The organism is Pedobacter sp. MR2016-19, assembly GCF_014947265.1.
Taxonomy (GTDB): domain Bacteria; phylum Bacteroidota; class Bacteroidia; order Sphingobacteriales; family Sphingobacteriaceae; genus Pedobacter.
The window spans coordinates 88,172-111,085 of sequence record NZ_JADCNK010000008.1; the positions used below are offsets into that span (position 1 = coordinate 88,172).

Here is a 22,914-nt window from a genome sequence, read left to right on the forward strand (position 1 = left end):
GTAAAAGAAAGCTGCAGCATGTTGGCGCATGCCGCAGCTAAGAAATTTTAAATTTTATTTTAACCCATCAAGATTAAAACAAACAAAGTTATGAAAAAGTCAGCAGTGACTGGTCAATTAATTTTTAGCGCAATGCGTTTTTTTATCCTTATTTACATCATGCTCTCCATTATGCTCTTTGTAGGGCAGGCATCACCCGTAAATGCTCAACAATTAAACACCAAAGTAAGTATCAATTTAAAACCGGGAAATTTAACAGATCTTTTTAAAACCCTGGAAAAGAAAACCGGCCTTTATTTCGTGTATTCTAATAAAGATGCCGTAGCGCAACAGCACATTAGCGCTTTAAAAGCCGATAACGAAACTGTGGGCAGCTTATTAAACCGGATTTTAACCCCGATGCAGCTTACCTACCTGATCGAAAAGAACCAGGTCATCATTAAAAAATCAATCCGCGTGAGCGGAAAAGTAACCGATGAAAAAGGGCTACCCTTACCCGGGGTAAATGTAATCGAAAAAGGCAGCAGCAACACTACCAGTACCAGGCTTAACGGAGATTTTAACCTCAATGTTACAGATCAATCGGCAACCCTGATTTTCAGGATGATCGGTTATCAAAGCAAAGAAATCGTTCTTCAGGGCCAAACTGAATTAAAGGTTAGTCTCTCCGCTGATGAAACAGCCCTCTCCGATGTGGTGGTTACCGCCTTAGGTATTAAACGTGCAGAAAAAGCCCTTGGTTATTCCATTGCTACCGTAAAAGGCAGTGATGTAAATACCGTGAAAGAGGTGAATGTAATCAACTCACTGGCCGGAAAAGTAGCGGGTGTAAATGTGGTAAGCACGGGTGCTGATCCCGGATCAAGTTCATTTATCACCATCCGGGGGCAATCTTCCATTGCTACAGATAACCAGCCTTTATTTGTGGTAGATGGCGTTCCGGTAGCACATTCGCTGCGTGCAACATCAGAGGTTGGCCGCTCATCGGTTGATTATGGTAGCCCGATTGCCGATATCAGTCCGGATGATGTAGAAAGTATCACCATATTAAAAGGTGCAAGTGCCGCCGCATTATACGGCAGCAGGGCCGGAAGTGGTGTGGTTTTGATTACTACAAAAAGTGGCTCGGTAAACAAAAAGGGTTTAGGGATAAACTTTAACTCCAATGCCATGTACGATCAGGCCTGGATGTTCCCGCATTTCCAGCATACCTTTGGGGGCGGCGAATATACCGACGACCCTGCATCTTCTACCACCTCTGCCTGGGGGCCGCGGCTTGATGCAGGTACAAAACACCTGCAATGGAACAGCCCTATGGATGCCAGCGGAAAACCAATGGCTACCGATTGGGTATCGCATCCTAACAATCCACAGGATTTTTATGAAACCGGTGCTACCTATACCAACAATATTTCCATCAGCGGAAAAAATGCAGATGGTAATTACCGCTTATCGTACACCAACCTGAGCAATAAAGGGATTGTACCCAATACCGACCTGAAAAGGAATACGCTTAACCTTTCTGCCACTTATGTGCTGCATCCTAAATTAAAGATCAGCACCAATATTGGTTATGTAAACAATAAAAGCGACAACAGGCCATCGGCTTATCGGGAAAGTGTTACACAAATGTTGTATTCGCTGCCACCGAATATGAACATCAACGACCTGAAAAACTACTGGAAACCGGGACGGGAAAACATCGAGCAGTTTTCAGCAGATGATTCCGACAATCCTTATTTTGTAGCTTATGAGCATACCAACGGCTACGACAGGAACCGGTTAACCGGAAATGTACAGGCTGTTTACGACATCACTAAAAACTTAAGTTTAATGGTACGTACCGGACTCGATATGTACAACGAGGAACACGAAACCAAACGCCCTTTTAGTTCGAAACGGTTTAAATTTGGTGGTTATGGTGTAGATAATTCCTTCTTTAAAGAACAGAACACCGATTTTTTACTGAGCTATAAAAAACTGTTAAATCAGGACTGGTCTTTGAGTCTTTCTGCCGGAGGTAACCAAATGAATCAAACCAACAGGTCAACCGCGCAGAAAACAGAGAGCCTGAGTATTCCGGGTGTTTACAATATTGCCAACGCACAGGCAGGCACCATCGTAAATTCGCAATACAATTCACGCAAACGCATCAACAGTGTTTATGGTCTCGGCCAGGTATCGTTCAGGGACATGGTTTTCCTTGATCTTACCGGAAGGAACGATTGGTCGAGCACGCTCCCGGCCGGCAACAATTCGTACTTTTATCCTTCCGCATCTTTAAGCACCATCATAACCGATGTGTTCAGGATCAAATCAGATGTGTTGTCGTTTGTTAAACTAAGGGCCAACTGGGCGCAGGTGGGTAGTGATACCGATCCTTACCAATTGTACAATACCATCCCGTTTAACCAGGACTGGGGCGATGTAAAAAGAGCCACAATTGAGTTCAACCTTAAAAACAACTTCCTGAAACCTGAAATTGCCACTTCTTACGAGTTTGGCGGAGACCTGCGCTTTTTTAAAAGCCGTGTGGGCATCGATGTAACCTGGTATAAAACAAATAAAAGGAACCAGATCATCAATATCCCCACCACCATTTCATCAGGTTCATCCAACCGCTTAATCAATGCCGGAAATATCCAGAACAGCGGCTGGGAGATCGGCCTAAATGCGGTTCCTTTTGATGGCCGCTTTAAATGGGAAACCAATGTCAACTTCACCAAAAATGAAAATAAGGTTATTGAGTTATCAGCAGGTTTAAAAGAATATTCAATGGGCAGTGCCGACGGGGACAACATCCGTTACCTGATTAAGGAAGGTACAAAAATCGGCGACTTCTATACCCCGAGTTATACCAAAGTAAGCAGCGGACCAAATGCGGGGGCGGCTTTATTGGATAAAACCGGGCATTATATCCGCAACAATACCGAATACATCAAGGTGGGAAATTATAACCCTGATTTTACCATCGGCTTTAACAATACGTTCAGTTATCAAAACTTTAGCTTAAATGTGCTTTTAGACTGGCGCAAAGGCGGTAATTTTTATTCGTACGTGGTTAAAAGCCTGATCAATGCCGGTTTAACCGATAATACCCTGGCTGGAAGGGATGCGGAAACCGGTGGTTTACCATGGACAGATTCGCAAGGCAAAAAGCGGAACGATGGGATGATTATTCCGGGTTATATTGCTGATGCAAATGGTAACCTGAGCCAAAACACCGTGATTATTGCAGCTTCTGACTTTTATAACAACACATATAATAAATACTACGAAAGATTAACGTATTCTGCTTCCTTCCTGAAGATCAGGGAAGCTTCGTTAACCTATGTGTTTGATAAAAAACTGACCCGTAAACTGCCCATCAGTAACCTGTCGTTATCACTTATCGGACGGAACCTGTACACCTGGACCGCCAACGGACTGGGCTATGACCCGGAAACGACCATGAGTGTTACCGAAGGCTTTAAACTCGGCGTAGGCCACTGGACCTTACCGGGTACACGCTCATTCGGTTTTAAACTAAGTTGTAACTTTTAACCTGTACAAAAATGAAATTCAAATATACCACAGTCCTCTTCGTGCTGCTTGCACTGATCACAAGCTGTACCAAAGATTTTGAAGAAATAAATGCCAACCCCAATGCACCTGAAACTACCAATACCGAGTTTTTACTCTCGGATGTATTGGTTTCTACCGCTTATGCCTATCAGGAAAATGCGGTTGACAGGAGACCGGCTTCGGCAGCACGCTACCTTACCCTGGTGCGAAATACCGGTTACGATCTGTTAGATTGGGGCCCGGTTGACTGGGATGACATTTATGCCCGCTTAGCAGTAAATAAAACCTTTATGGAAACTGCACAGAAACGCTCAGAGAACCAGTATGTTGCCATCGGTAAAATCATGAAGGCTTTTAACTTTGGTTACCTTACCGATTTATATGGCGATATCCCCTATTCGCAGGCCTTAAAATCGAAAGAAGCTAACCTCATCTACCCTGAATACGATCAGCAACAGGCCATCTATCCTGATTTGTTGAAAGAATTGAGGGAAGCGAACGAGCTATTGAAAGGCAACAGTCAGGAAATAAACGCCAAAGGCGATGTACTATTCAAAGGAAAAACACTTGGCTGGCGGAAGTTTGCCAACTCGCTGCGCTTGCGGATGTTGCTGCGCATCTCGAAAAACTATACACCAGCCTTTACCGAGATGCAGGAAATCGTGAACGATAAAACAGCATATCCTATCTTCGAAAGCAGTGCAGACAATGCCGAAATGGCCTATTTAGGCAATATTGCCGCCTATAGCTGGCCTGGTGGGCCTTTGGCGATGATCGATTTCGATTACCAGAAAACCAAAGTAAGCAAAGAACTGGTAGACAGGCTGATCCAAAGAACCGACCCAAGACTTGCTGTTTGGGTAGAACCGGTAAAAAGTACCACAGGTGCTACGGTAGATCTGAACCGATATGTGGGCGTACCCAATGCCATTGATGCACCATCGGCCTATAACGGTGGCGAAGATCATGTTTCGGTTTTCTCCTCTGCTTTTTTCAGAAAAAACGGGGGCGCTTCTAACACCTTGTTAAAAGCCAGCCTGATCACTTATACCGAGCAGTGTTTTATTTTAGCGGAAGCCGTACAAAAAGGAAAACTTACCGTGCCCGGCGAAACGGCAGAATCGCTGTACTATAAAGGCATCAGGGAATCGATGAGCAGTTATGCCATAACCGCCCCACAAACTTACTATGATCAGCAATTGGTGAAATATAATGCTACGCTTGAACAGTTAATTACCCAAAAATGGCTGGCCATGTTATTTAAAGGCTCAGAAGGATGGTTTGATCAGCGCCGCACCGGCTATCCTGCTTTTGTTACCGGTCCGCTTGCGGCCGGCAGAGGAATACCCAAAAGGTATACCTACCCCGATTCGGAAAGCGCAAAAAATCGCGTCAATTATCAAAAAGCGGTTGCTGTTTTCGGTGCTGATAATCAGTATACCTTAATGTGGTCCCTTAAATAAATTAAATTCTTAATCATTACAACAATGAAATTATATATAAAAGCTCTTTTTCTATTTACACTCTCTGTTTTAGCTATTGAGGTTAAAACTTATGCCCAGGATTTTAAGCCTGGGCATTTTCCCGACCGCGTAATTTTAACCTGGGCCGCAGATCCTGCCACCAGCCAGACCGTTAACTGGCGTACTGATACAACGATTAAAGCTTCAAAAGCACAGATCAAGGCTGAAGACTCCAATCCGGCACTCGAACAATCCATTACCAGCTATGAGGCAACTTCTACCCTGTTGGGAAGCGGAAATAATTACGAAATCGCCAAATACCACCATGTTACTTTTACCAACCTTAAACCGGAAACGGTTTATGCCTACCGTGTGGGGTCGGGCGAACATTGGAGTGAGTGGTTCCAGTTTACCACCGCTTCGGTTAAAAATAAGCCATTTTCTTTCATTTACCTGGGCGATGCGCAAAACGATATCCGTTCAAAATGGTCGCGGGTAATCCGTAAGGCATTTTCACACCAGCCTGATGCCAGGTTTATTATCCATGCCGGCGACCTGATTAACCGTTCCAATAACGACCAGGAATGGGGCGAATGGCATTATGGAGGTGGTTTTATCAATGGCATGATTCCCAGCCTGCCCGCTCCCGGAAACCACGAATATGTACGGGATGACAAAAGAAAACTGGTACTTGATCCACATTGGGGCGTACAGTACACCTTTGCCGGCAACGGACCAAAGGGATTGGAAGAATCGGTTTATTATGTAGATTACCAGGATATGCGCATCATTTCCCTCGATTCACAAATGATTATATTAGACGAAAATTCGGCCAAAGCTGAATATGAGTGGCTCGAAAAAGTACTGAAAGAAAACAAAAAACGGTGGACAGTGATCACCTTTCACCACCCTATTTTCTCTACGGCAAAAAGCAGAGACAACAAGGAATTCAGGGAACGTTTTAAACCCTTGTTTGATCAATACCATGTCGATCTGGTGTTACAAGGGCACGACCATACCTATAGCCGCGGACAGAACCTGCCAAGGGGACTATCGGGACGGGAAGTAAACGGACCGGTTTACCTGGTTTCGGTTGCAGGCCCTAAAATGTACCAGGTAGATGGTGCAAAATGGATGGATGTATCGTTAGAAAATACACAGCTTTTCCAGGTGATCCATGTTGATGGAGCCAACCTTAAATTTGAAGCCTATAAAACTTCGGGCGAACTTTTTGATGCTTTTTCGTTAAAAAAATCAGACCGCGACCATGCTGCAGCATTTACAGATTTGAACCCTGCAAAAAACACTAAACCATGAGCATTAAAGCAGGCCTATCATTCACCATCATGTTATTGAGCAGTTTCTGGATCCCGGTAGCTGCACAGCATGCGCTACGGCCATTACCTGAAAGCAAAAATGCTTTTATGGTGATTGCCCACCGTGGAAGCCACTTAATCAAGCCTGAAAATACAATCGCTTCTATTGAGGATGCCATTGCTATAGGGGCCGACTATGTGGAACTGGATCTGCGGACAACAAAAGACGGGCAGCTGGTACTCTTACATAATGAAGGGGTAGACCAGGTGAGCAATGGCAAGGGGTTGATAAAAGACCTTGATTTTGAGGACGTAAAAAAACTTGTACTCAAAGGCAAAGACGGCAGTTTACATCAAATTGCCAGTTTTGATGAAGCCCTAAAAGCCTGCAAAAACAAAATCAATATTTATTTAGATTTTAAATCGGCCGAAGCGGAAAAAGCCTACAGCGCCATTAAAAAAGAAAATATGGAGCACCAGGTGCTGGTTTATGTGGGTAACAGCAATGATTATACTTCGTGGCGAAAAACTGCACCCCAAATGCCATTGATAGCCAGTTTAGCACAGTCGGTTACCACAAAGGAAGCGCTAACGGAGGTCTTTGCAAAAGCACCCCTGGAGGTAATTGATCGTGTTCCGGCCGAAGATCTGCTGCCCCAGTTAAAAGGAATGGGGATCAGTATTTTTCCTGATGTGCAAAATGCCACTGAAAGCCCTGGAAATTGGGACAAAGCGATAAAACCCGGCGTTCAGGGATTACAAACTGATCATCCGGAAGCACTGATCAAATACCTTAAAGCAAAGAAGATAAGGCCGAACTAATCAGCATTAAACGGCTCCCTGTTCTGTACAAAAGGGAGCCGTTTTTGATCTCGATCAAAAAAAATCAATATTGGCCGGGTTTCGCAGGTATTCAATCTATCAGGCCGGCGTATGCAAATGCCTTCATTCTACCCTTTCCAATCTGTTCAACTTAAATAAACGATAAATGGCATAAATCCCGGGTATCATGGGCAATATTGCCGTCCACATGCCCGGAAAATAATAAGTTCCGGTAGCACCAAGGTAATAATTGCGCATATTGGCAATCAGTGTTCCATCAATGGTTGCACTAAGTGGATTCAATGCCGTTGCATTCAATTCCGGCTTAATCAGCGGAAAGATAAAATGTGTAAACTCCGCTACACCAGGGCCTATAAAAATAAACCAGGCTACAAAACCAGCAATCGGAACCCGATGGTACAAACCGAGGGCTGTAAGGGTATAAATGGCAGGGCCAACCAGCGCAAAAACCATCAGGAAACTTTTTTCAGTCCATGGAATGCCAAACAGCCTGCTCATTGCAGGGGCAAAACCCGTTAAATATTCTTCTATAATGTGGATTTGAAGACCGGCCACGGTTAACAAAAAAAGCGGTAAAATAATTTTTGGGTCTACCGGTTTTTGAAGATAAGTAAAATACCAGCATCCTAATCCGGTTAATGCAGATCCGCCCACAATAATAACGGGAGGTAATCCTATAGCTAAATAACCCATTACCGGTGCAATAACCGTAAACACAACCGCAATAATCAGGCTTAACTTTTGCGAAATAGCGAATTTTGTTTTCATCACATTAAATTAATGCATCAAAATTAGCCCGTCTGCGCCGTCGAAAATTTATCAAATGATAAAAAACTATCTTCCTGCCCTGATTCTGCTTAAAGAAACCTGGGTGATTCCTAAATAAGCGGCCAGGTCGCCGAGACTGATCCTTTGCACCAGACCCGGATTTTCTTTGATGAAGTTTGCGTAACGCACCGAGGCTTGCTCTTCAAGGATCTCGCCAATCCTCCACATCATGTTAACCGATGCCATGGCCAGCAGTTTACTAAAAAAGGTTTCCATGGAATGAAAACGCGTCCGCAAATCATCCAATGCTGATCGTGATATACGCGTAACCACAGTATTTTCCAGCGCCTGGATCTGGTAAGCAGATGCTTGCCGGCTAAGATAACTGTCAAGAACCGTGAACATGTTGCCTTCCGCAAAGAAACGCATAATAAAAGTACGTTCCTTACTTTCGAAACCAGTTTTAACCAATCCGCTATTCATAAAGTACACATACCTGCATACACTGCCCTGTTCCAATATTGCTTCCCCTTTTTTAAATGAAACCGTTTCTAACTGTTGCGTCAATACACCGGCTACCTCAGTTTCCAAATTGTTAAGGCTGTTTACAAAGTCAATAAAACCTTGTTTATACTCATCATGTGCTGTCTCCATTTTACTTATTTTGCCTGAAATCAATCTAATGTATTCAGTGTAAACATGTGCGCTAAACTACATAATTTACGCTTAAAGATTTTGGAAACAGCATAACTAGCCACTAATGACCAGCTGAGGAATTAAAGGTGATTTAAAAAATATAACTCGCCGCTCTGGTCACTTAGTTGTGGTTAGCATAATAAAGACAGTAAGTAAGCTATAAGCTATTATGAAACAATTCTCTCTGGTATAAAAGCCCGGTTGCAGGCATTAGTCTTATTTGAGCTGTAGCAACTTTACTTTTATTTGTTATCCCTAGTTTTTTGCCTAAAAGAGGCTGTATCAAAAATATTTATGCTGGCCCACTAAGCAAATTATATTTTGAGGAGTCGTCATTCCCAATTTAATTGGGAATCCTAATGCTATTACAGCGCGCTTTAAGATTAGCTTCGCTGAGCACTTCGTGGTTCCCGCCTGCGCGAGAATGACGGGAAACGAAATGAAATTCTGAACTTAACTGCTAGATTTTACTTTTGAGACAACCTCTTTATTTTTGCCTTGTGTTACCAAAGTTCGCTTGCAAGCCAAATCGAAGCGTATTTGCCATTGGATTATTTGAGGGCGTCCCGATCAGATAAGATAGGTCAAGTGAAAGGACATTGTATTTAAACCCAAGGCCGGTAGTGAGGTAGGAAATATTTCCCTTATCGGGATGCTGATAACAATAGCCTACCCTAAAAAAGAACTTTTCTTTAAAGGAAAACTCAGCACCCGTTGATATACCTACCTCCTTAAGCTCTTCCTTAAAACCGCCAGGTGCATCGGCAAAGGAACCAAAAATACCGGAGGGTACAGACCGTTCAGGATCTTTTCCCTTTATGATATTGCCCTGCTGATCGTAAATTGGCTGAGTTGGCACCATAAGTTTATTAAGATCCAATGCTATGGTCACCCTGCTTTCCTCCTTACCAAACTGAAGCGCTGAACCCATCTTAAAATTGGCAGGAAGAAAAAAAGATTTCCCTGTATTTCCATAAACCAGTTTGGTTCCTATATTGGATAGGCTTAGTCCCACGCTCCAACTGGAGTTGGTTCCCAAAAGGGCAACTTCCGTCCGGTACAGGCCGGATATATCAGCGGCAACAGCATTGCCGGAACCACTGCTTCGGCTACTGATACTCCCTCCACCCAAAAGATTACTATTAATGTAACGCAAATTACCGCCCAGAGCAAACTCAGGCCCCAGCTGTAGCGAATAACCAATGTCAAATGCCGATTCATTGGGGCTGTAGGTACCCAGTTCCTGACTGTTTTCATTACTGAAAGACACATTTCCTATAGAAAAATACCTCAGAGATGCAGATACCGTACTTCTTTCATTCAGGCGATAATAACCGCTCAGGTAAGAGATGCTCATGTCAGGGACGAGTTGCTTTAGCCATGGACTGTAATTAACAGAAAAACCATAGTGCTGTGTTGGAAGAAAAGCGAGCGCAGCGGTATTTATTGCTGTAGAATTTGCATCCCCGCTTAATGCAACCCCGGCATTTCCCATTCCTCCCGACCGCGGGTGAGGCATGATCAAAAGAAATGGTACAGCGGTATAGATGTTCGCCTGCCTGCTGCCATCAGTCCCATAGCCCGAAATATACTGTGCATCTGCTTTGCTAACAACCAGAAGGCATAAGATAATGTAAACAAATGTTCTATTCATCATATGAATTTTTCTGTGCGGTGGATTTAAAAACCGGTCTAAAATACCTCTGCCTGAATACCTAAACATTGAAAAACTGTCTTTCAGCGTATTTAAAGCCATTCACCTATCCATTTGCGCTATTTATGTTCTTTTTTGATTTTAGGTACGGCCTGGTATATCCTATCCTGCGGTTCGTTTTTTTTAAAAACCCTCAGCACTACTGTATCAGTCTTTTCAATCTTTCTTACATCTCGAACTTTATACCTCGGGCTTGTATAGTAAACTTCTCCAAAATCCTTATCGACTTTCATTTTTTTGAATTTATTGTCAATTGGAGAAAGGACGAAAATACTGTCTGCATTCATCCCCTTCGATAAGAGACGGTATACAACATGATAGCTTGTTGTAGCTATATCTATAGAATCTTTAGGGTTCATAGTTGACCTGTACCCAAAATGGTGCGGCGCTCCAGGCATAAGGCATCCGGAAGTTCCTATAATTACCATTACCGCAATAAGCGCAGCAAGCTGTTTGTTGATTATCTTGATATCCACCTGGCTAAATTCACACGGTTAACAATCCGTTATTAATGCTAATATCTCATCTAAAGTTACCCGGCACAGCAGGAGAAGCTTTGAATTTTTTTTCATAAACTCGATTTCTTTCGAAAAATTTTATGGATATAGTATCAAGTTTTTCGATTTCTTTTACATCTTTAGCCTTTTGCCAGCCCGCATAACGAAAATCTCCGAACGCGGTATCCAGCTTCATCTTTTTATAACTATTCGCTATCGGATCAAGCACAAATACACTATCAATCTGTTTATTCTCGAAAAATAGGCGGTACCGAATTCTATTGGAATACGATATCATATCTATGGAATCTTTACCATGGCTAATAGATCTAAATCCAAAGTGATGTGGCGCACCTGGTACCAAGCAGCCCATTGAGGATATAGCAAGACAAAATATTGCCAGCATTTTAAATTTATTTGTTTTCATAAAAAGTTGCTTCTGATTCTTGGAACCGTAATTTGTATAATGAATCATCGTATGGGTCTAAAATTTTAAATGATGCAAGAAATTGCTCGTAAAATCCACGGCCCTGGAATATAGCCCACCCCTGCCTTAAATATTGCTGATAATGCACAAGCTCATGCTTGTATGTGGTAAAATTACTTTCATTTGTAACGATGTTGTTGCCCCAGGTAACTTCCCTGGCTCCTGGAAACAACTGATAAAGCCCGCCCTCCCTGAAAACGACACCGTTTGGAATATTAAGTCCCTGTACTTTTGGTTTATAGGTAGCGCCAAAAGTGGTAATCATTGCCACAGACTGTGCTGCACCACCCAGTGCCCCGTTCCTAAGCCCCAACAATGCCCCATTCTTGATATCTTCACCATCAACAGCTGCACTGATGCCACCTGATACAAGTCCGGTTAATGCTCCTCTTGCTGTGTTATGTGCAATCTCTCCTGCAGCATTTCCGAACCAATTTCCCTCTACGGCTTTCCAGCTTGGTAAGCGGGCGCTCAGGAATCCTCCTGCAACTGCACCGGCAATTCCTCCCCATGTAAGTTTATTTCCAAATATAATATCGGTAGCTGCCTGTGAAGTTGTTGTCCTTAAAAGCCCCCATGTTGATGACTGCCAGAAGCTGCTTGCGTTGCCTGCTGCAGCGCCGGCACTCCCAATCGAACTCAGGCCACCCGATATCGCGCCAGAAACTGCTCCGATCAGTGCGGATTTCCCAAGGCCTCCCCAGGAAAAATTCCCTGTGGCAAGACTGGCAATAGTATAAGTCGCAGAACCGACGGCTGCCCCAAGAATCGCACCCCCTATAATTGCGGCCGCTATCTTTCCGACGATTGGCGCCAAAAGTGCAAAAAACAAAAACTCTCCGCTCGGATCAACAAACATTAACGGGTTATTCATTGCATAGCCGTATCGGTTATAATTTTGGGTGTTATATGGATCCTGTACAAAATTATCTGGTGATAGAAAACGGTGTAGTTTGGGATCGTAAAGGCGCCCGTTCATATGGATCAACCCAACCCCCAGTAAGTGCTCATGCCCCGAAAACCCCCTGTCCAGAATAACAAATGCTGCCAGATTGTTGCCATAACCATCCTGTATTTTCACGATATTACCCCATGCATCAAATGCCCGTTTTTCCACTACACCTCCCTGGTCATCAGTGATCATTACGATGCTGCCAATGTGGTCTCTGTGCAGAAAATAAAGATTCTGTGTGCTTTGGGTTCCTTCGTGAACTTCTTTCCAGATTGCCGGAGCGGCGTACGCATCACCTCCGAGATAAAAAACAAAACTCGTTTTGCCTGTCTGTGTATCATGAGTAATTTCCATACCCCCGTCTTCCGAATAGTGTTTCCGGTAACGCCTAAGTGTTTTGTCGGTCTGCTCATCACCATAATACATATGCGATCTGGATAGTGCTCCGTTATATTCAAAACCGATGCGCTCTTTACCCTGTTCAAAAATCTCTACCGGACTTTTGAAAATATTATAAGTAACCTGTTGAAGTGCATGATCCTGTTGATAGTAAGCATTCGCTGTTACATTGTTACTCAGGTAAAGCTCGGTCTGCTTATAACTTCCGCTATCATAACTGTAGTCTCCTAGCTGGCTGTTGTTCAGAATCCGTCCCCTATTATCATAACTCTGGCTATTATTACCATTATTATCATTAAAATTGGTCATTCGGTTCTGGCTGTCGTAACTAAAACTTTCACTCCAGTTAAAGGCGCTATTGCTACGGTTGCTCAGAAGGCCTTGCTGGGCATCGAAGCTATAGCCCAAATTCATCAGTGTAACCGGGGTGGATGATACATTTTCTGTCTTATCCTGTTGTGGAAATCCGTATGTATCATATTGGAATGTTTTTTTGATAGCCCCGCCCTGTATAGCTTCTGTTACTGCTCCACCACCATCCAGATTGGTTAGCTTCCAGAGAATCTGGCCTGTTCCTTGTAGACTCGTCTGAAGGGGTTCGCCATTCTGATACTGAATTTCGACTGTTTTTTGTGCAGTTAGGTTATTTGCCTTATTGGTTGCGGAATAACTTTCGGTACTGATCCTTCCAAAACCATCATAAGTATAACCCTTTACAAAATTTGCCTGCAGATTGTCTTCTGTTGTGCTGCTCAGTCGATGGCTGGAGTCATACTGATAAGTATAATTGGTATTGTTGCCATCCGAATTGGTGAGAGACAGGTTGGTCAACAGTTTACTGTTCGAATCATAGGTATAAAAATACACCATATTGGTTTCATCTCCTACCAGCTTTTTCTTGGTCACTTTACCTACTGCATCATATTCGTATTCTGTAAAACCTTTAGGGTTAATTTCCTTGATCATCTGCCCCCATCCGTCATACTGATATTGGTACTCTCCGGCAGATGGGTCGACAAGTTTTTTCCGTCTTCCCCATCCATCTTGTTCTATGGTGAGCACAATGCCCATGTAGTCCGCAGTCTTAAGATTGTCATTGGCAAAATAGGTATAGTTTATCGTTCCGCCAGGATCCTGCAAACTCTGTACTTTACCGAAAGCATTCCTGGTTGTCGAAACAGATTTTGTTCCATCATTGACGGTTGTGGTAAGTCCACTATAAGTATAATTAGATACTTTTCCTGTAAAACTGACGGTCTGTTTGGTACGCCCATATTCATCATAGGTAGTGTAATTCCATTGGCTTGCAGAACCAAGCGGCGCCAACTTGCTCTGTCTATATAAACGTCCGTACACATCATATTCAACCGCGTTTGCAACATCGCCTCCCAATACTGTTTTTTCATAGCCACCTTTGTCGCGGCCAAATGCATCGATAAATTTGACTGAAGACCGCCCCTCATCATTACTGGAGGAAATTGTAATTCCACCAAGGAGCGCCCTGTCATAGGCTTTATGGCTCGACTTACCCAGATGGTCGGTCATCAGCACGAGCCTTCCCCAACTGTCATACTGGTTAGATTCTGTCTGTCCAAAAGGATTGGTAGAACTTAAGATATTTCCAGTTGAATTGTCATAGGATTTACTGGCAATCATGCCTTCAGCGTCGGTAGATTGCACGAGGAACCTGCCCGTGGCATCATAAACCATTGATCCTGATCTCTGCGCTCCATCTGGCGACGTCACTGTTTTCTGTGATACATTTCCAAATGCGTCATAGCCCATGTTTTCGGTCATCCAGCCGGTGTTATTCCCTTTTCTCCGGATCTGTATAGGCAGCGCGCCACTATAGGTATATTCCTCCTCAGTAGAAAAAACATCACTTCCATTGCTTAAGGTTTCCTTATTGGTCAAAGGCCTGCCAATAAAATATCCGCTTGGGTTATTTGCATAACTAATCTCGGTAATCTTAGTACCTGCCCCGTTGATATTATCAGTGATCTTGACAGGGTTAAAATAACTGTCATATTCTAAAGCTTCTGTATGGTAGGTACCGCTGAGCATATCTTTCGATGCCGATGCAACAGGAACATTTATAAAGGTTCTATTCGCCTGTAGCTGCGTACTGTAAACCTTATCTGATCGTGTAATATAATCGTTTATAGAGGCGCCGTCTGAAACAGCAGATGAAGGCAGGGCGCTTACCACATAATCTTTTATTGCCGGATTGATGTAACTAGACTTTGAAGTAAAACTCCGCACTGGAGCTCCCCTAAGTAAAGGGTCAAAGACATCAATATTAAAAATACGGTTATTATCATAGCTATCAACAAACCAGTTACTCCTTATGAGTTCCCCAAAGCCAAGAAAACCGAGACCACCGGCGTGGCTTACCGCTTTCCCGTAGCCATAAACCTGGTTGAGCTGTTGCCCGTTATAATAACGGCTTACTTTACTCACGACATTTAATCCGGGTATGGACTGTAGATCAACATATGGATAGGTCTGTTCGTAACCTGATTGATAGAGTTGGATATCACTTGAATAATCCTGGCTATTATCCAGACTTTTATACGCTATGGTGTGGGTAATGCCATCATGATCGACCGAAGTGAGTTGGGATTCTTTTTTAAAATCTTTCTCAAACTTGAACAGGGAGATACTATTGTCGCTCATAAACCCAAACTCCAGCTTATAATTAAGCCTGGTCGTATTCAACAAGACAGGAATCGGATAGTGTTTTAAGTTGGCTTGCCTCCAATTGGAAGACTGTCCATAGGTAAAGTTGGGCTGACCGTTTGATGATGCACCTGAATTATAATATACAGTTGCATAAATGGTGCCGTTTGAACTATTATTATATGTAGTGGTCTGAGCTGAGATGATATCGGTCTTTCCATCACCGTCTACATCAGAAGGCATCAGGTAGTAAAGGTTCAATGTACCAGGAGGCGCTCCGTTCCAGGTTCCTGCAGTGTTACTAAAGGGTTGGTACTGTTCATGTTTTATAAAAGACTTTCCTGTCGATAAAAATGTAGCAAAATATGAATTGTTTCCTGTAGTAAACATCACATCCAGTTTTCCATCCCCATTATAATCGCCAATCAGAATCTGTTGACTATAACTGATCCTGCTATCGGGAAGGCTCCAGAGCAGTTCAAGCGAATTTGAACTGTTCATGCTATACACACCCATCCAGCCAGATTTGACGTGAAGGATATCGGCCCTGCCATCTCCGTTAAAATCACCTGTTAGCAACTTTTCATAGTAATGATAGGTATCTGCAAGGCTACCCAGACTGGTAATGTAGTTTGAAGTAAGCCTTCTATCCATATCAATAAAATAAGCAGACGAGGTTACCTCTCCATAGTCCGGTTCGCAGGCCCAATAACTTGCCCTATCATCAACAGGATCCTGATAATACACATAACGCTCACCCACAACAGTTTGCGCGTCGTTCACAGCCATCAGGTCAGTTAGTCCATCTCCGTTAAAATCCCCTGAAACATAAGTCATTCCCAATTTTGCTCCATCATGCGTCATTCCATCACATTCCGAATAATAACTTGGGCCCCTGGGGAAATCCGTCCAGGTTTTTTCGTATTGATAATAGACCGGAGAAGTAGTTCCGGAGGAATACATTTCAAATTTCGGAATATCCAAAGCACCCTTCACCACAAGCATTCCCTGCCCGGCTATGATCTTGTTGTTCCACGTTAGCCAGTTAGCCGGAAATATATCAGAGAAATAACCAACATTAACCTGGTAGCCCAACTGGTAATACGGGGATCCCGCCTCTACGTCAAAGAATGCCCAGAATTTGTCTTTGGAATATTTTGGGTATAAAAGGAAATCCATCGAACCGTTACCGGTAAAATCGGCCGTTACAATATCCGAATTGTTGCTTGCGATGCCAGAAAGGCTTAGGTTTCCGATCACACTGATGCTCATAACATCATTAGTGGCACCGTATGTAAAATATATTGGAGTGAGTGCCTTAAGTTCTGTACCGTCAAATTCCTGGATGTTTGAAAGTCGTTGATAGTTCAGCGTAGAAACTGTGTTATAGGTAAGTTTATAATTCCTAAAATTGTTCCCATTTGCAATCACGCTTATCTTCTGTAATAAACTCGACTGATAGAAGGGAGTACCGGCAATATAACCATGCTCGGCCCGGTAGGCATAACCGTAGTTAAAAACAATCTGGTTGATTGCCTGTGCGGTACCCATCCCACCATAGTCAATCTGAGAGAGAAGCAGGGTATTGTTATTGTTGATATACTGGAAACTGATCCTCGCGCCTATTGCATTTTCCTTGTAGGTAATTGCATATTCAGATGGTGATCTTGAAGAAGAGCTATTGCCATAGAAAGCTTTTGAACCATCCGGATAAAGCACTTCGAAATACTCGGGTCCAATATTATTGCCATATGGTGATACCCCATGGGATATGATCCGAATATTGGAGTAGTTTTCCGTTTGGTATTCTGCTCCGTCTGTACCATAAACACCACTTTTTAGCAATAAACGCTGTCCATCAAGAGCAAACCGATCATAAGTATTGAAGTTTACCCCATCGATTCTATCATCATGAAAGCGTGTAGTAGAGATCATCGTAATAGCCGAACGGCCCAGGATTTCCCATCCAAGCCCAACAACCCCCTTACCGCCCTGGCTATTGTAGGATAGTGAAACCTGGGGCATAAAACCGCCAAGGCCCGGCGGAAGTGAAACCGGCACCGTATAGGTTGCCCCTCCTGTAGCGCTTACATCCAGTTTACCAGCCGTTCTGCCCGCATCAAGGGTAACTCCGCCGATTGGTGGATTTCCAGGATCTACGGGATCTATAGGGTCAACAGGATCAATCGGAGGATATCCGGGTTCGCCTGGGTCACCGGGTGCCACTACTTTATTGGTATTTCTAAGCGCAGCCCTGGCACCGCTAACGCGCTGCAACGGCATGCTGTCTCTTGATATTGTTGGGATGGCGCCTTTAACAAAGATGATTTCTTTCGAAAGAACCGGGTTCTTCGAAAGTGAGTCTTTACGGATTGAATCTGATGACTGCCTGGTACCGTCTGCTGAAGACTGCGCAGAACATAAGGAAATGAAAAAAATGTAAAAAACGGTTGAGAGCAAGAATTGTTTCATGAGCGTAGTGCGTTTTGAACTAGATTTTTATGAGCTTAATTGATTCTGAATTGTTGTCTGAATATTTGATGACAAGGAGATAAGTCCCGGGCGGAAGTTTGTTCAAAGTGATCTGGGTACTGTTCTCTTCAGGTTTATATTTACCGCTAAATACCTTGTTTCCACCCATAGCGAAAACATCCATCGTTTTAACATAGGCCTTTTTGGGCAACACCCACGAAACGTTGACACTTTCACTAATCGGATTTGGAAAGACCTTAAGTACTTTTTCAGTGATTTCCCCCTCGCCTGTCTCACCCGGTGGCAAGCCTGTTGACATCTTGTTTACAACACTAAGGCCTTGGGCTGGGCGACAATTGATACAGACCCACCGTCTTTCCGACTGGTTTCCTGAGGCGTCATAGCTGAAGTTTAATTTTTGGGAAAATGCTTTATTGGGGAGATAACATAACCCTACCAGTAAAAGAGAAAGATAGACTTTTTCCATTTGAGCGAAATAATTAGAGTCGTTTTAATTTAGTTTCCGTTACCTTATTAAAATTGAAAAAACTACAAAAATTTGTCTATTTTTTTACACGAAACCGCTGGTTTATTACACCAAAGCCTGTATTTATCCAAAAAATTAAAAAAAATAAAATCTCATTCAGTTTCGTAAAACATCCAATTTTAGCGCTGTCTTATTGAATGACTTATATAAATGCTCCCCTAAATTGTTTAAAGGGAGCATTTTTACTATTCAGGCGAAGCGCCATTTTCTTATTAGCCAGTAAGCAAGGCCAAGTGCCACTGCCAGCCCTATCCACCAAACGGCCGAAGCTGGCTTTCTGCTTTTATCAATGCGCTGCACCCTGGTTGCTAACTGTGTGCTTTCCAGACTGTGCTTTTGGTGCTGAAGCTGATGGCCGGTTTGCTGTTGCTGATGGATGATACGCCGTTTATCGGCTTTTCCGCTTAGCACAACTTTTTCGGCCATGCCTTCGAAACCATTTTCAGCACTGTAGAAAAATTTCCCCAATGGTGTAATTTGCACCACATATTCGCTGTTACTGGTGTCAATTAGTAAAGTGCTTTCTGTTGCCCAGCTTTGCTGGTTGGTATTCTCCCGGTTCAGGCTATTCGATTGAAGCTTTTGCGTGTGCAGCGTCTCGTTGCTTTTTAAGCTTCCGCAAGCTGTAATGAGCATGCTACAGGCCACCAATAGGTTCAACTCAGTTTTCATCATCCGCTCCTTTCCTATTGGTCCAATCGGCAAAGTATTTGACCACTTTTATTGACCGCCGTTTCCGGTATACCCCATCTCCTTCTCTACTGCCTTCCATATTGGTATTCCCTTCTATGGTAATAAGCCAACCGCCTTCCTGCCGCTCCACTAAACCGCAATGAGCAATGCGTTTCAGGTGGCTGAAGTAGATGCCGAATACTACTGCAGGGCGTATCTGTTCGGTGCGTTTATTGAATGGAAATAAGGCCGGGCTCCAGGGGCTACGTGGAGCGCTGTAGCCGGCCTGGCCAAAAACCCAGCTTACAAAAGCTGCACACCAGGGGCTGCCCTGTTCAACACCTGTATAACGCAGGTATGCGGCTACCCGCGGCCCATCGTTGTGTCCGGAAAGTTCGCGCACACCCACTTCGTTTTTCGCAATGCACAACAGCTTTGCCCTATCGGGCATGGCCGTGTTAGGCGCCTGGTTTATGTTATAGCGGCCAGGCAGGCTATGCCCGCTAAAAAGAGCAAAGCAAACGATGCCCAAAAAAATCTTAACTGTTGCCATGATGTGAGTTGTTTAAATCGTAAAACCATATCTGTTAAATTAAGCAGCCCAAGGCCGAGCCAAAAGCGGTACAAAAGCCACCAGGAGATTTGCATTAGGGCCACATAACACAACAGGCCAAGCAAAAGCAGTTGCCAAATACCCGCATCGAGCAAGGCAGCGGTAGGTTCGAAGGTTCTTAATAAATTAGGGAGGGTAAGCCAGCCCAGAATTAAGATGGTGGCCAGCATCAGTTTTTCGAGTAGTTGCCTTTTTGGCGTTAGCGCCATTAAAGCCAGTTTTAATGTTTTCATATCTTTTCTGTTAAATAGCCCAAACCTGCAATACTGCATGGTTTGGGCGGGTGATGAATTAAATTAAGGAATGGTATAGGTACCCAGGTACTGGCTGTTTGCCACGGCCATGGCATCGCGTTTCACTGCAAAAGCCCATCCGTGAAAAATATCACCACTAAAGCCGGCGCCAATTACCGCGGTGTAAGTCATTGTGGCGCGTTGCGCATCTTCGTACACCAGGTACATGCTTTTGGTAGCGTTAAAAAGCACTACGGTAAGCGAGTCATCAGTAAAAGAATTGTAGCGGTTTAAAATACTCTGCCAGTTCAGTACCAGATCTGCCCCTTGCAGGCTTGCATTAAGGCCATGAAAAACCGAAAGCGGACCTTTGCTAACCACCACCTGCGAAAAATCGATTGCAAAATCCGGGTAGCTGCCACCAACTGCCTGGTTTAAGAAGATTTTTACCGCGGCATTGTAACCTGTAATCTTGTTCAGCTGTTTGTCTTTAAAGCCAATGTTTAAAATGTCTTTAATAGGGCTCAGGTAGAGTGCGGCGAGCGCAAATTTAGCACGCTGGGCCAGTTGGGGTTCGGTACTGGGTTTGCTGCTTTTTTTTGGTAAGCCCCTCAGGTAATCGATGCTGCGCCAGTTGCTGCCAATTACACTGCCTACTTTGCCAGAGAATGCGCCATTTGCGCCTTTTGAATAAGTTGCCATAATTTTGTTTTTTTAAGTGAAAAAATGTTTGTACAAAGGATTTCTGTTTATACCGGTATGTTTAAATCCATGCTCAAACCTAGCGGCCTGGCGGCATTATCACCTCATTTTGAGCTGAAATGAGCTAAATTGAGCCAAATCCTGGCGTTTTTGAGCCGTAATGGACCATCGGATTACTGCCAGGCGGTGCAAAAAACGGGGCGCCGGTGGCAGCCAACTTAAGGGCAGCATGACCATAACGAGTGGTGCCGTTTAGCCAAAACAAAGCCTGGCTTTACCTTTTAGGTAACCAAAAGGTAAAGAATAGGTAAGCATGGGGTAACCCTGGGGTTAACATGGTAGCAAGAAAGGGTAAACAACAGGTAAAGAAAGGGTAATCAGATACGGCCTTTTCGCTGGCTCTCCAGGTAGGCGGCCAGCAGATCCTTCAGGTAAAAACGATCGCCACCAGGTAGTTTTACAGGCTTTAACGTGCCATCTTTTACCTTACGTTTGTAGGTGCTTTCGCTAATGTTTAAGTAATCTTTAACCTGTTGGCGGGTGAGTTGCGCATCAGGGTCGCCGAAAAGATCGATAAAAGTAAAGGTGAGTTGTTCTTTGTTGAGTACGAGGTAAATATTGTACATGACCTGTACCAGTGCTTCGAGATGATTCATAAGGCGTAAAATTTAAAACACTAAACCATTTTGCGAAAGGCTGATGAGGCGTTCCGCAACCAGATCCGGAAGAGGTTTCTGTGCTGTTATTCGGGCGGTTAAACCCATGGTACTGAAGCGGCTTAAATTAGTATAAAAGGTGGTTTTTACCTGTAAATTTTAGCGCCAAACAGCACCAAAAGCTGTTTAACAATCCCAATAATATTCAAGTTAATTGTAGATATGTAAATTCAAATTTATTGCGGGGGCAAATGCCCCCAAAGTTATGGGTAGCCCCTGCTAAGGCAGATAAGCCCCAGGTTAAAAATAATACAAGCCACCCGCTGTGGGCGGTTTTGCCGTGCATAAACGGGAAATTTATGCACTGTAGTAAATAATTTAATTGATAGGGATGAAAAAGTAACTGGTGTTAATTTTTCCATCATGTGTAATTTTTATCAGTAATTAAAGACGTAGTATTATTACGTTTAATGCCATGTATAACGGCAATTTATATCGAATCGTATATCAAAAACAGCAATCTATTGCAGCCAGGCGGCTTTAATGTCAATACAAACGGAACATTAAAAATTTGAGCCTGGCAAAAAAAACAGCTTATGCAGGCAAATAAAACAATTTAGCCCATACCTGTTATTTGCCTGAAAGTTGCCCGGGCAGCAAGCCTGGTATATTAAAAATATTTCACTCATCTATCTCACCAGGCAGTATAACATTCAATTTTATTAAAACATAACTGTCTAAATATCCATTTCCCTTCATCCGTTTTAACCGGCCAAATGCTCATTACTTGTTAAACCCTCCGGTCTAATTGCCGTAAAAAATCTTTTCAGCACAAAAGGCAGAAACAGGCGCCATTAAATTTAGTTAGCAATTTTATCAAAAACAATTACTTCCCAGATTTGGTCAGGGTTGCCAGGGTTGCTAAGCCAGCAACTTGACGACAGCACGAAAGCTTCTTTCTTTGCCCTAAAAATATATTATGGAAAATGAAAGCTATTTTAAAAAAATTGAATGTTACTTAAAACCCTCTTATGTGCTAAAATGTTATCTAAACCATTCTCTTCATGAGCGCAGGTTCAATAAGAAACAAACCGTTAAGGTGTCTGAGTTATACAGCTCTCCCCTAATCTTCATCAGTAAAGGCACATTAAGGCTATACGCTGTTAAAGAAAAAGAGGAAACGACTATCCTGTTCTGGCAAAAAGACCGGTTTCTTACATCGCTGTTAATGCTGGGTGAATATGCGGGAAAAGAAATGTATGTAGAATTTCTGGAAGATTCTGCCATTATCGCATATAAAGAAATATATACCGGCAACCTTTACAAAGTGTTCCCGGAATACAGGGAACTCATCAACAAACTTTACCAGCAACAGATTGCGGAGTTAATCCTGTACGCCACATCACTGGCACATCTGAGCAGCACCGCCCGTTTCAACAACCTGATGAAATCAAAACCAGAACTGTTTAACCTCTGCGAACTCAAAATAATTGCAAATTATTTAGGCATCCATCCAAAAGTTTTGAGCCGTTTAAGGGCAAAAGCAGTAAAAAGGTAACATTTATTACCCCAATTCTATTAAGAATTTGCGAGTTGGTAACTTATATAGCCTTCACTTAGCCTAAACTGAACCGAACTTTA

17 protein-coding genes are annotated in these 22,914 nt (G+C 43.3%); 5 read left to right on the plus strand and 12 right to left on the minus strand.

The genetic code is table 11. The features are described 5' to 3' along the window. Positions 1-90 precede the first annotated feature (90 nt). From IM793_RS12615 to IM793_RS12630, 4 genes are read left to right on the plus strand one after another with little or no spacing between them, the layout of a single operon-like run. The gene (locus tag IM793_RS12615) at positions 91-3,543 is read left to right on the plus strand and encodes a SusC/RagA family TonB-linked outer membrane protein (RefSeq protein ID WP_193421841.1); all 3,453 of its coding nucleotides are present in this window, start codon (positions 91-93) and stop codon (positions 3,541-3,543) included. Between the two features lie 11 nt (positions 3,544-3,554). Further along, positions 3,555-5,027: a SusD/RagB family nutrient-binding outer membrane lipoprotein gene (locus tag IM793_RS12620; RefSeq protein WP_193421843.1), complete on the plus strand. Its 1,473-nt coding sequence runs from the start codon at positions 3,555-3,557 to the stop codon at positions 5,025-5,027. Positions 5,028-5,051: 24 nt separating this feature from the next. Then, entirely contained in the window at positions 5,052-6,344 is a 1,293-nt protein-coding gene (locus tag IM793_RS12625) for a metallophosphoesterase family protein (protein ID WP_193421845.1), read from the plus strand. Continuing rightward, positions 6,341-7,165: a glycerophosphodiester phosphodiesterase family protein gene (locus tag IM793_RS12630; RefSeq protein WP_193421847.1), complete on the plus strand. Its 825-nt coding sequence runs from the start codon at positions 6,341-6,343 to the stop codon at positions 7,163-7,165. The genes IM793_RS12625 and IM793_RS12630 overlap by 4 nt, the downstream gene beginning before the upstream one ends. A 123-nt stretch (positions 7,166-7,288) precedes the next feature. Here IM793_RS12630 and IM793_RS12635 read toward each other — a convergent pair whose 3' ends face one another. The 12 genes from IM793_RS12635 to IM793_RS12690 all read right to left on the minus strand — a co-directional run bounded on the left by IM793_RS12635 (position 7,289) and on the right by IM793_RS12690 (position 21,273). Then, complete coding sequence (locus IM793_RS12635; protein WP_193421849.1) at positions 7,289-7,954, minus strand: hypothetical protein; 666 nt, start codon at positions 7,952-7,954, stop codon at positions 7,289-7,291. Positions 7,955-8,020: 66 nt separating this feature from the next. Then, positions 8,021-8,608 (minus strand): Crp/Fnr family transcriptional regulator, encoded by a 588-nt coding sequence (locus IM793_RS12640; protein WP_193421851.1) that lies wholly within the window; start codon positions 8,606-8,608, stop codon positions 8,021-8,023. A gap of 529 nt (positions 8,609-9,137) precedes the next feature. After that, positions 9,138-10,304 (minus strand): type IX secretion system outer membrane channel protein PorV, encoded by a 1,167-nt coding sequence (gene porV / locus IM793_RS12645; RefSeq protein ID WP_193421853.1) that lies wholly within the window; start codon positions 10,302-10,304, stop codon positions 9,138-9,140. A 119-nt stretch (positions 10,305-10,423) separates the two neighbouring features. After that, on the minus strand, positions 10,424-10,840 hold the full coding sequence (locus IM793_RS12650; RefSeq protein WP_193421855.1) for a hypothetical protein: 417 nt from the start codon (positions 10,838-10,840) through the stop codon (positions 10,424-10,426). 46 nt (positions 10,841-10,886) lie between these two features. Further along, the gene (locus IM793_RS12655; RefSeq protein WP_193421857.1) at positions 10,887-11,288 is read right to left on the minus strand and encodes a hypothetical protein; all 402 of its coding nucleotides are present in this window, start codon (positions 11,286-11,288) and stop codon (positions 10,887-10,889) included. Next, positions 11,275-17,850, minus strand: a complete 6,576-nt coding sequence (locus IM793_RS12660) for an RHS repeat-associated core domain-containing protein (protein ID WP_193421859.1) — start codon at positions 17,848-17,850, stop codon at positions 11,275-11,277. The genes IM793_RS12655 and IM793_RS12660 overlap by 14 nt, the downstream gene beginning before the upstream one ends. 19 nt (positions 17,851-17,869) lie before the next feature. Further along, positions 17,870-18,337: a T9SS type A sorting domain-containing protein gene (locus IM793_RS12665; protein WP_193421861.1), complete on the minus strand. Its 468-nt coding sequence runs from the start codon at positions 18,335-18,337 to the stop codon at positions 17,870-17,872. Positions 18,338-18,586: 249 nt separating this feature from the next. Then, positions 18,587-19,072: a hypothetical protein gene (locus tag IM793_RS12670; RefSeq protein WP_193421863.1), complete on the minus strand. Its 486-nt coding sequence runs from the start codon at positions 19,070-19,072 to the stop codon at positions 18,587-18,589. Continuing rightward, entirely contained in the window at positions 19,059-19,622 is a 564-nt protein-coding gene (locus tag IM793_RS12675; RefSeq protein WP_227256239.1) for a peptidoglycan-binding protein, read from the minus strand. The genes IM793_RS12670 and IM793_RS12675 overlap by 14 nt, the downstream gene beginning before the upstream one ends. Next, entirely contained in the window at positions 19,541-19,915 is a 375-nt protein-coding gene (locus IM793_RS12680) for a hypothetical protein (RefSeq protein ID WP_193421866.1), read from the minus strand. The genes IM793_RS12675 and IM793_RS12680 overlap by 82 nt, the downstream gene beginning before the upstream one ends. A gap of 63 nt (positions 19,916-19,978) precedes the next feature. After that, positions 19,979-20,617 (minus strand): DUF6266 family protein, encoded by a 639-nt coding sequence (locus IM793_RS12685; protein WP_193421868.1) that lies wholly within the window; start codon positions 20,615-20,617, stop codon positions 19,979-19,981. A gap of 377 nt (positions 20,618-20,994) precedes the next feature. Continuing rightward, positions 20,995-21,273 (minus strand): helix-turn-helix domain-containing protein, encoded by a 279-nt coding sequence (locus IM793_RS12690; RefSeq protein WP_132402259.1) that lies wholly within the window; start codon positions 21,271-21,273, stop codon positions 20,995-20,997. A gap of 979 nt (positions 21,274-22,252) precedes the next feature. Here IM793_RS12690 and IM793_RS12695 point away from each other — a divergent pair. After that, complete coding sequence (locus IM793_RS12695) at positions 22,253-22,831, plus strand: hypothetical protein (RefSeq protein ID WP_193421870.1); 579 nt, start codon at positions 22,253-22,255, stop codon at positions 22,829-22,831. Positions 22,832-22,914 lie beyond the last annotated feature (83 nt).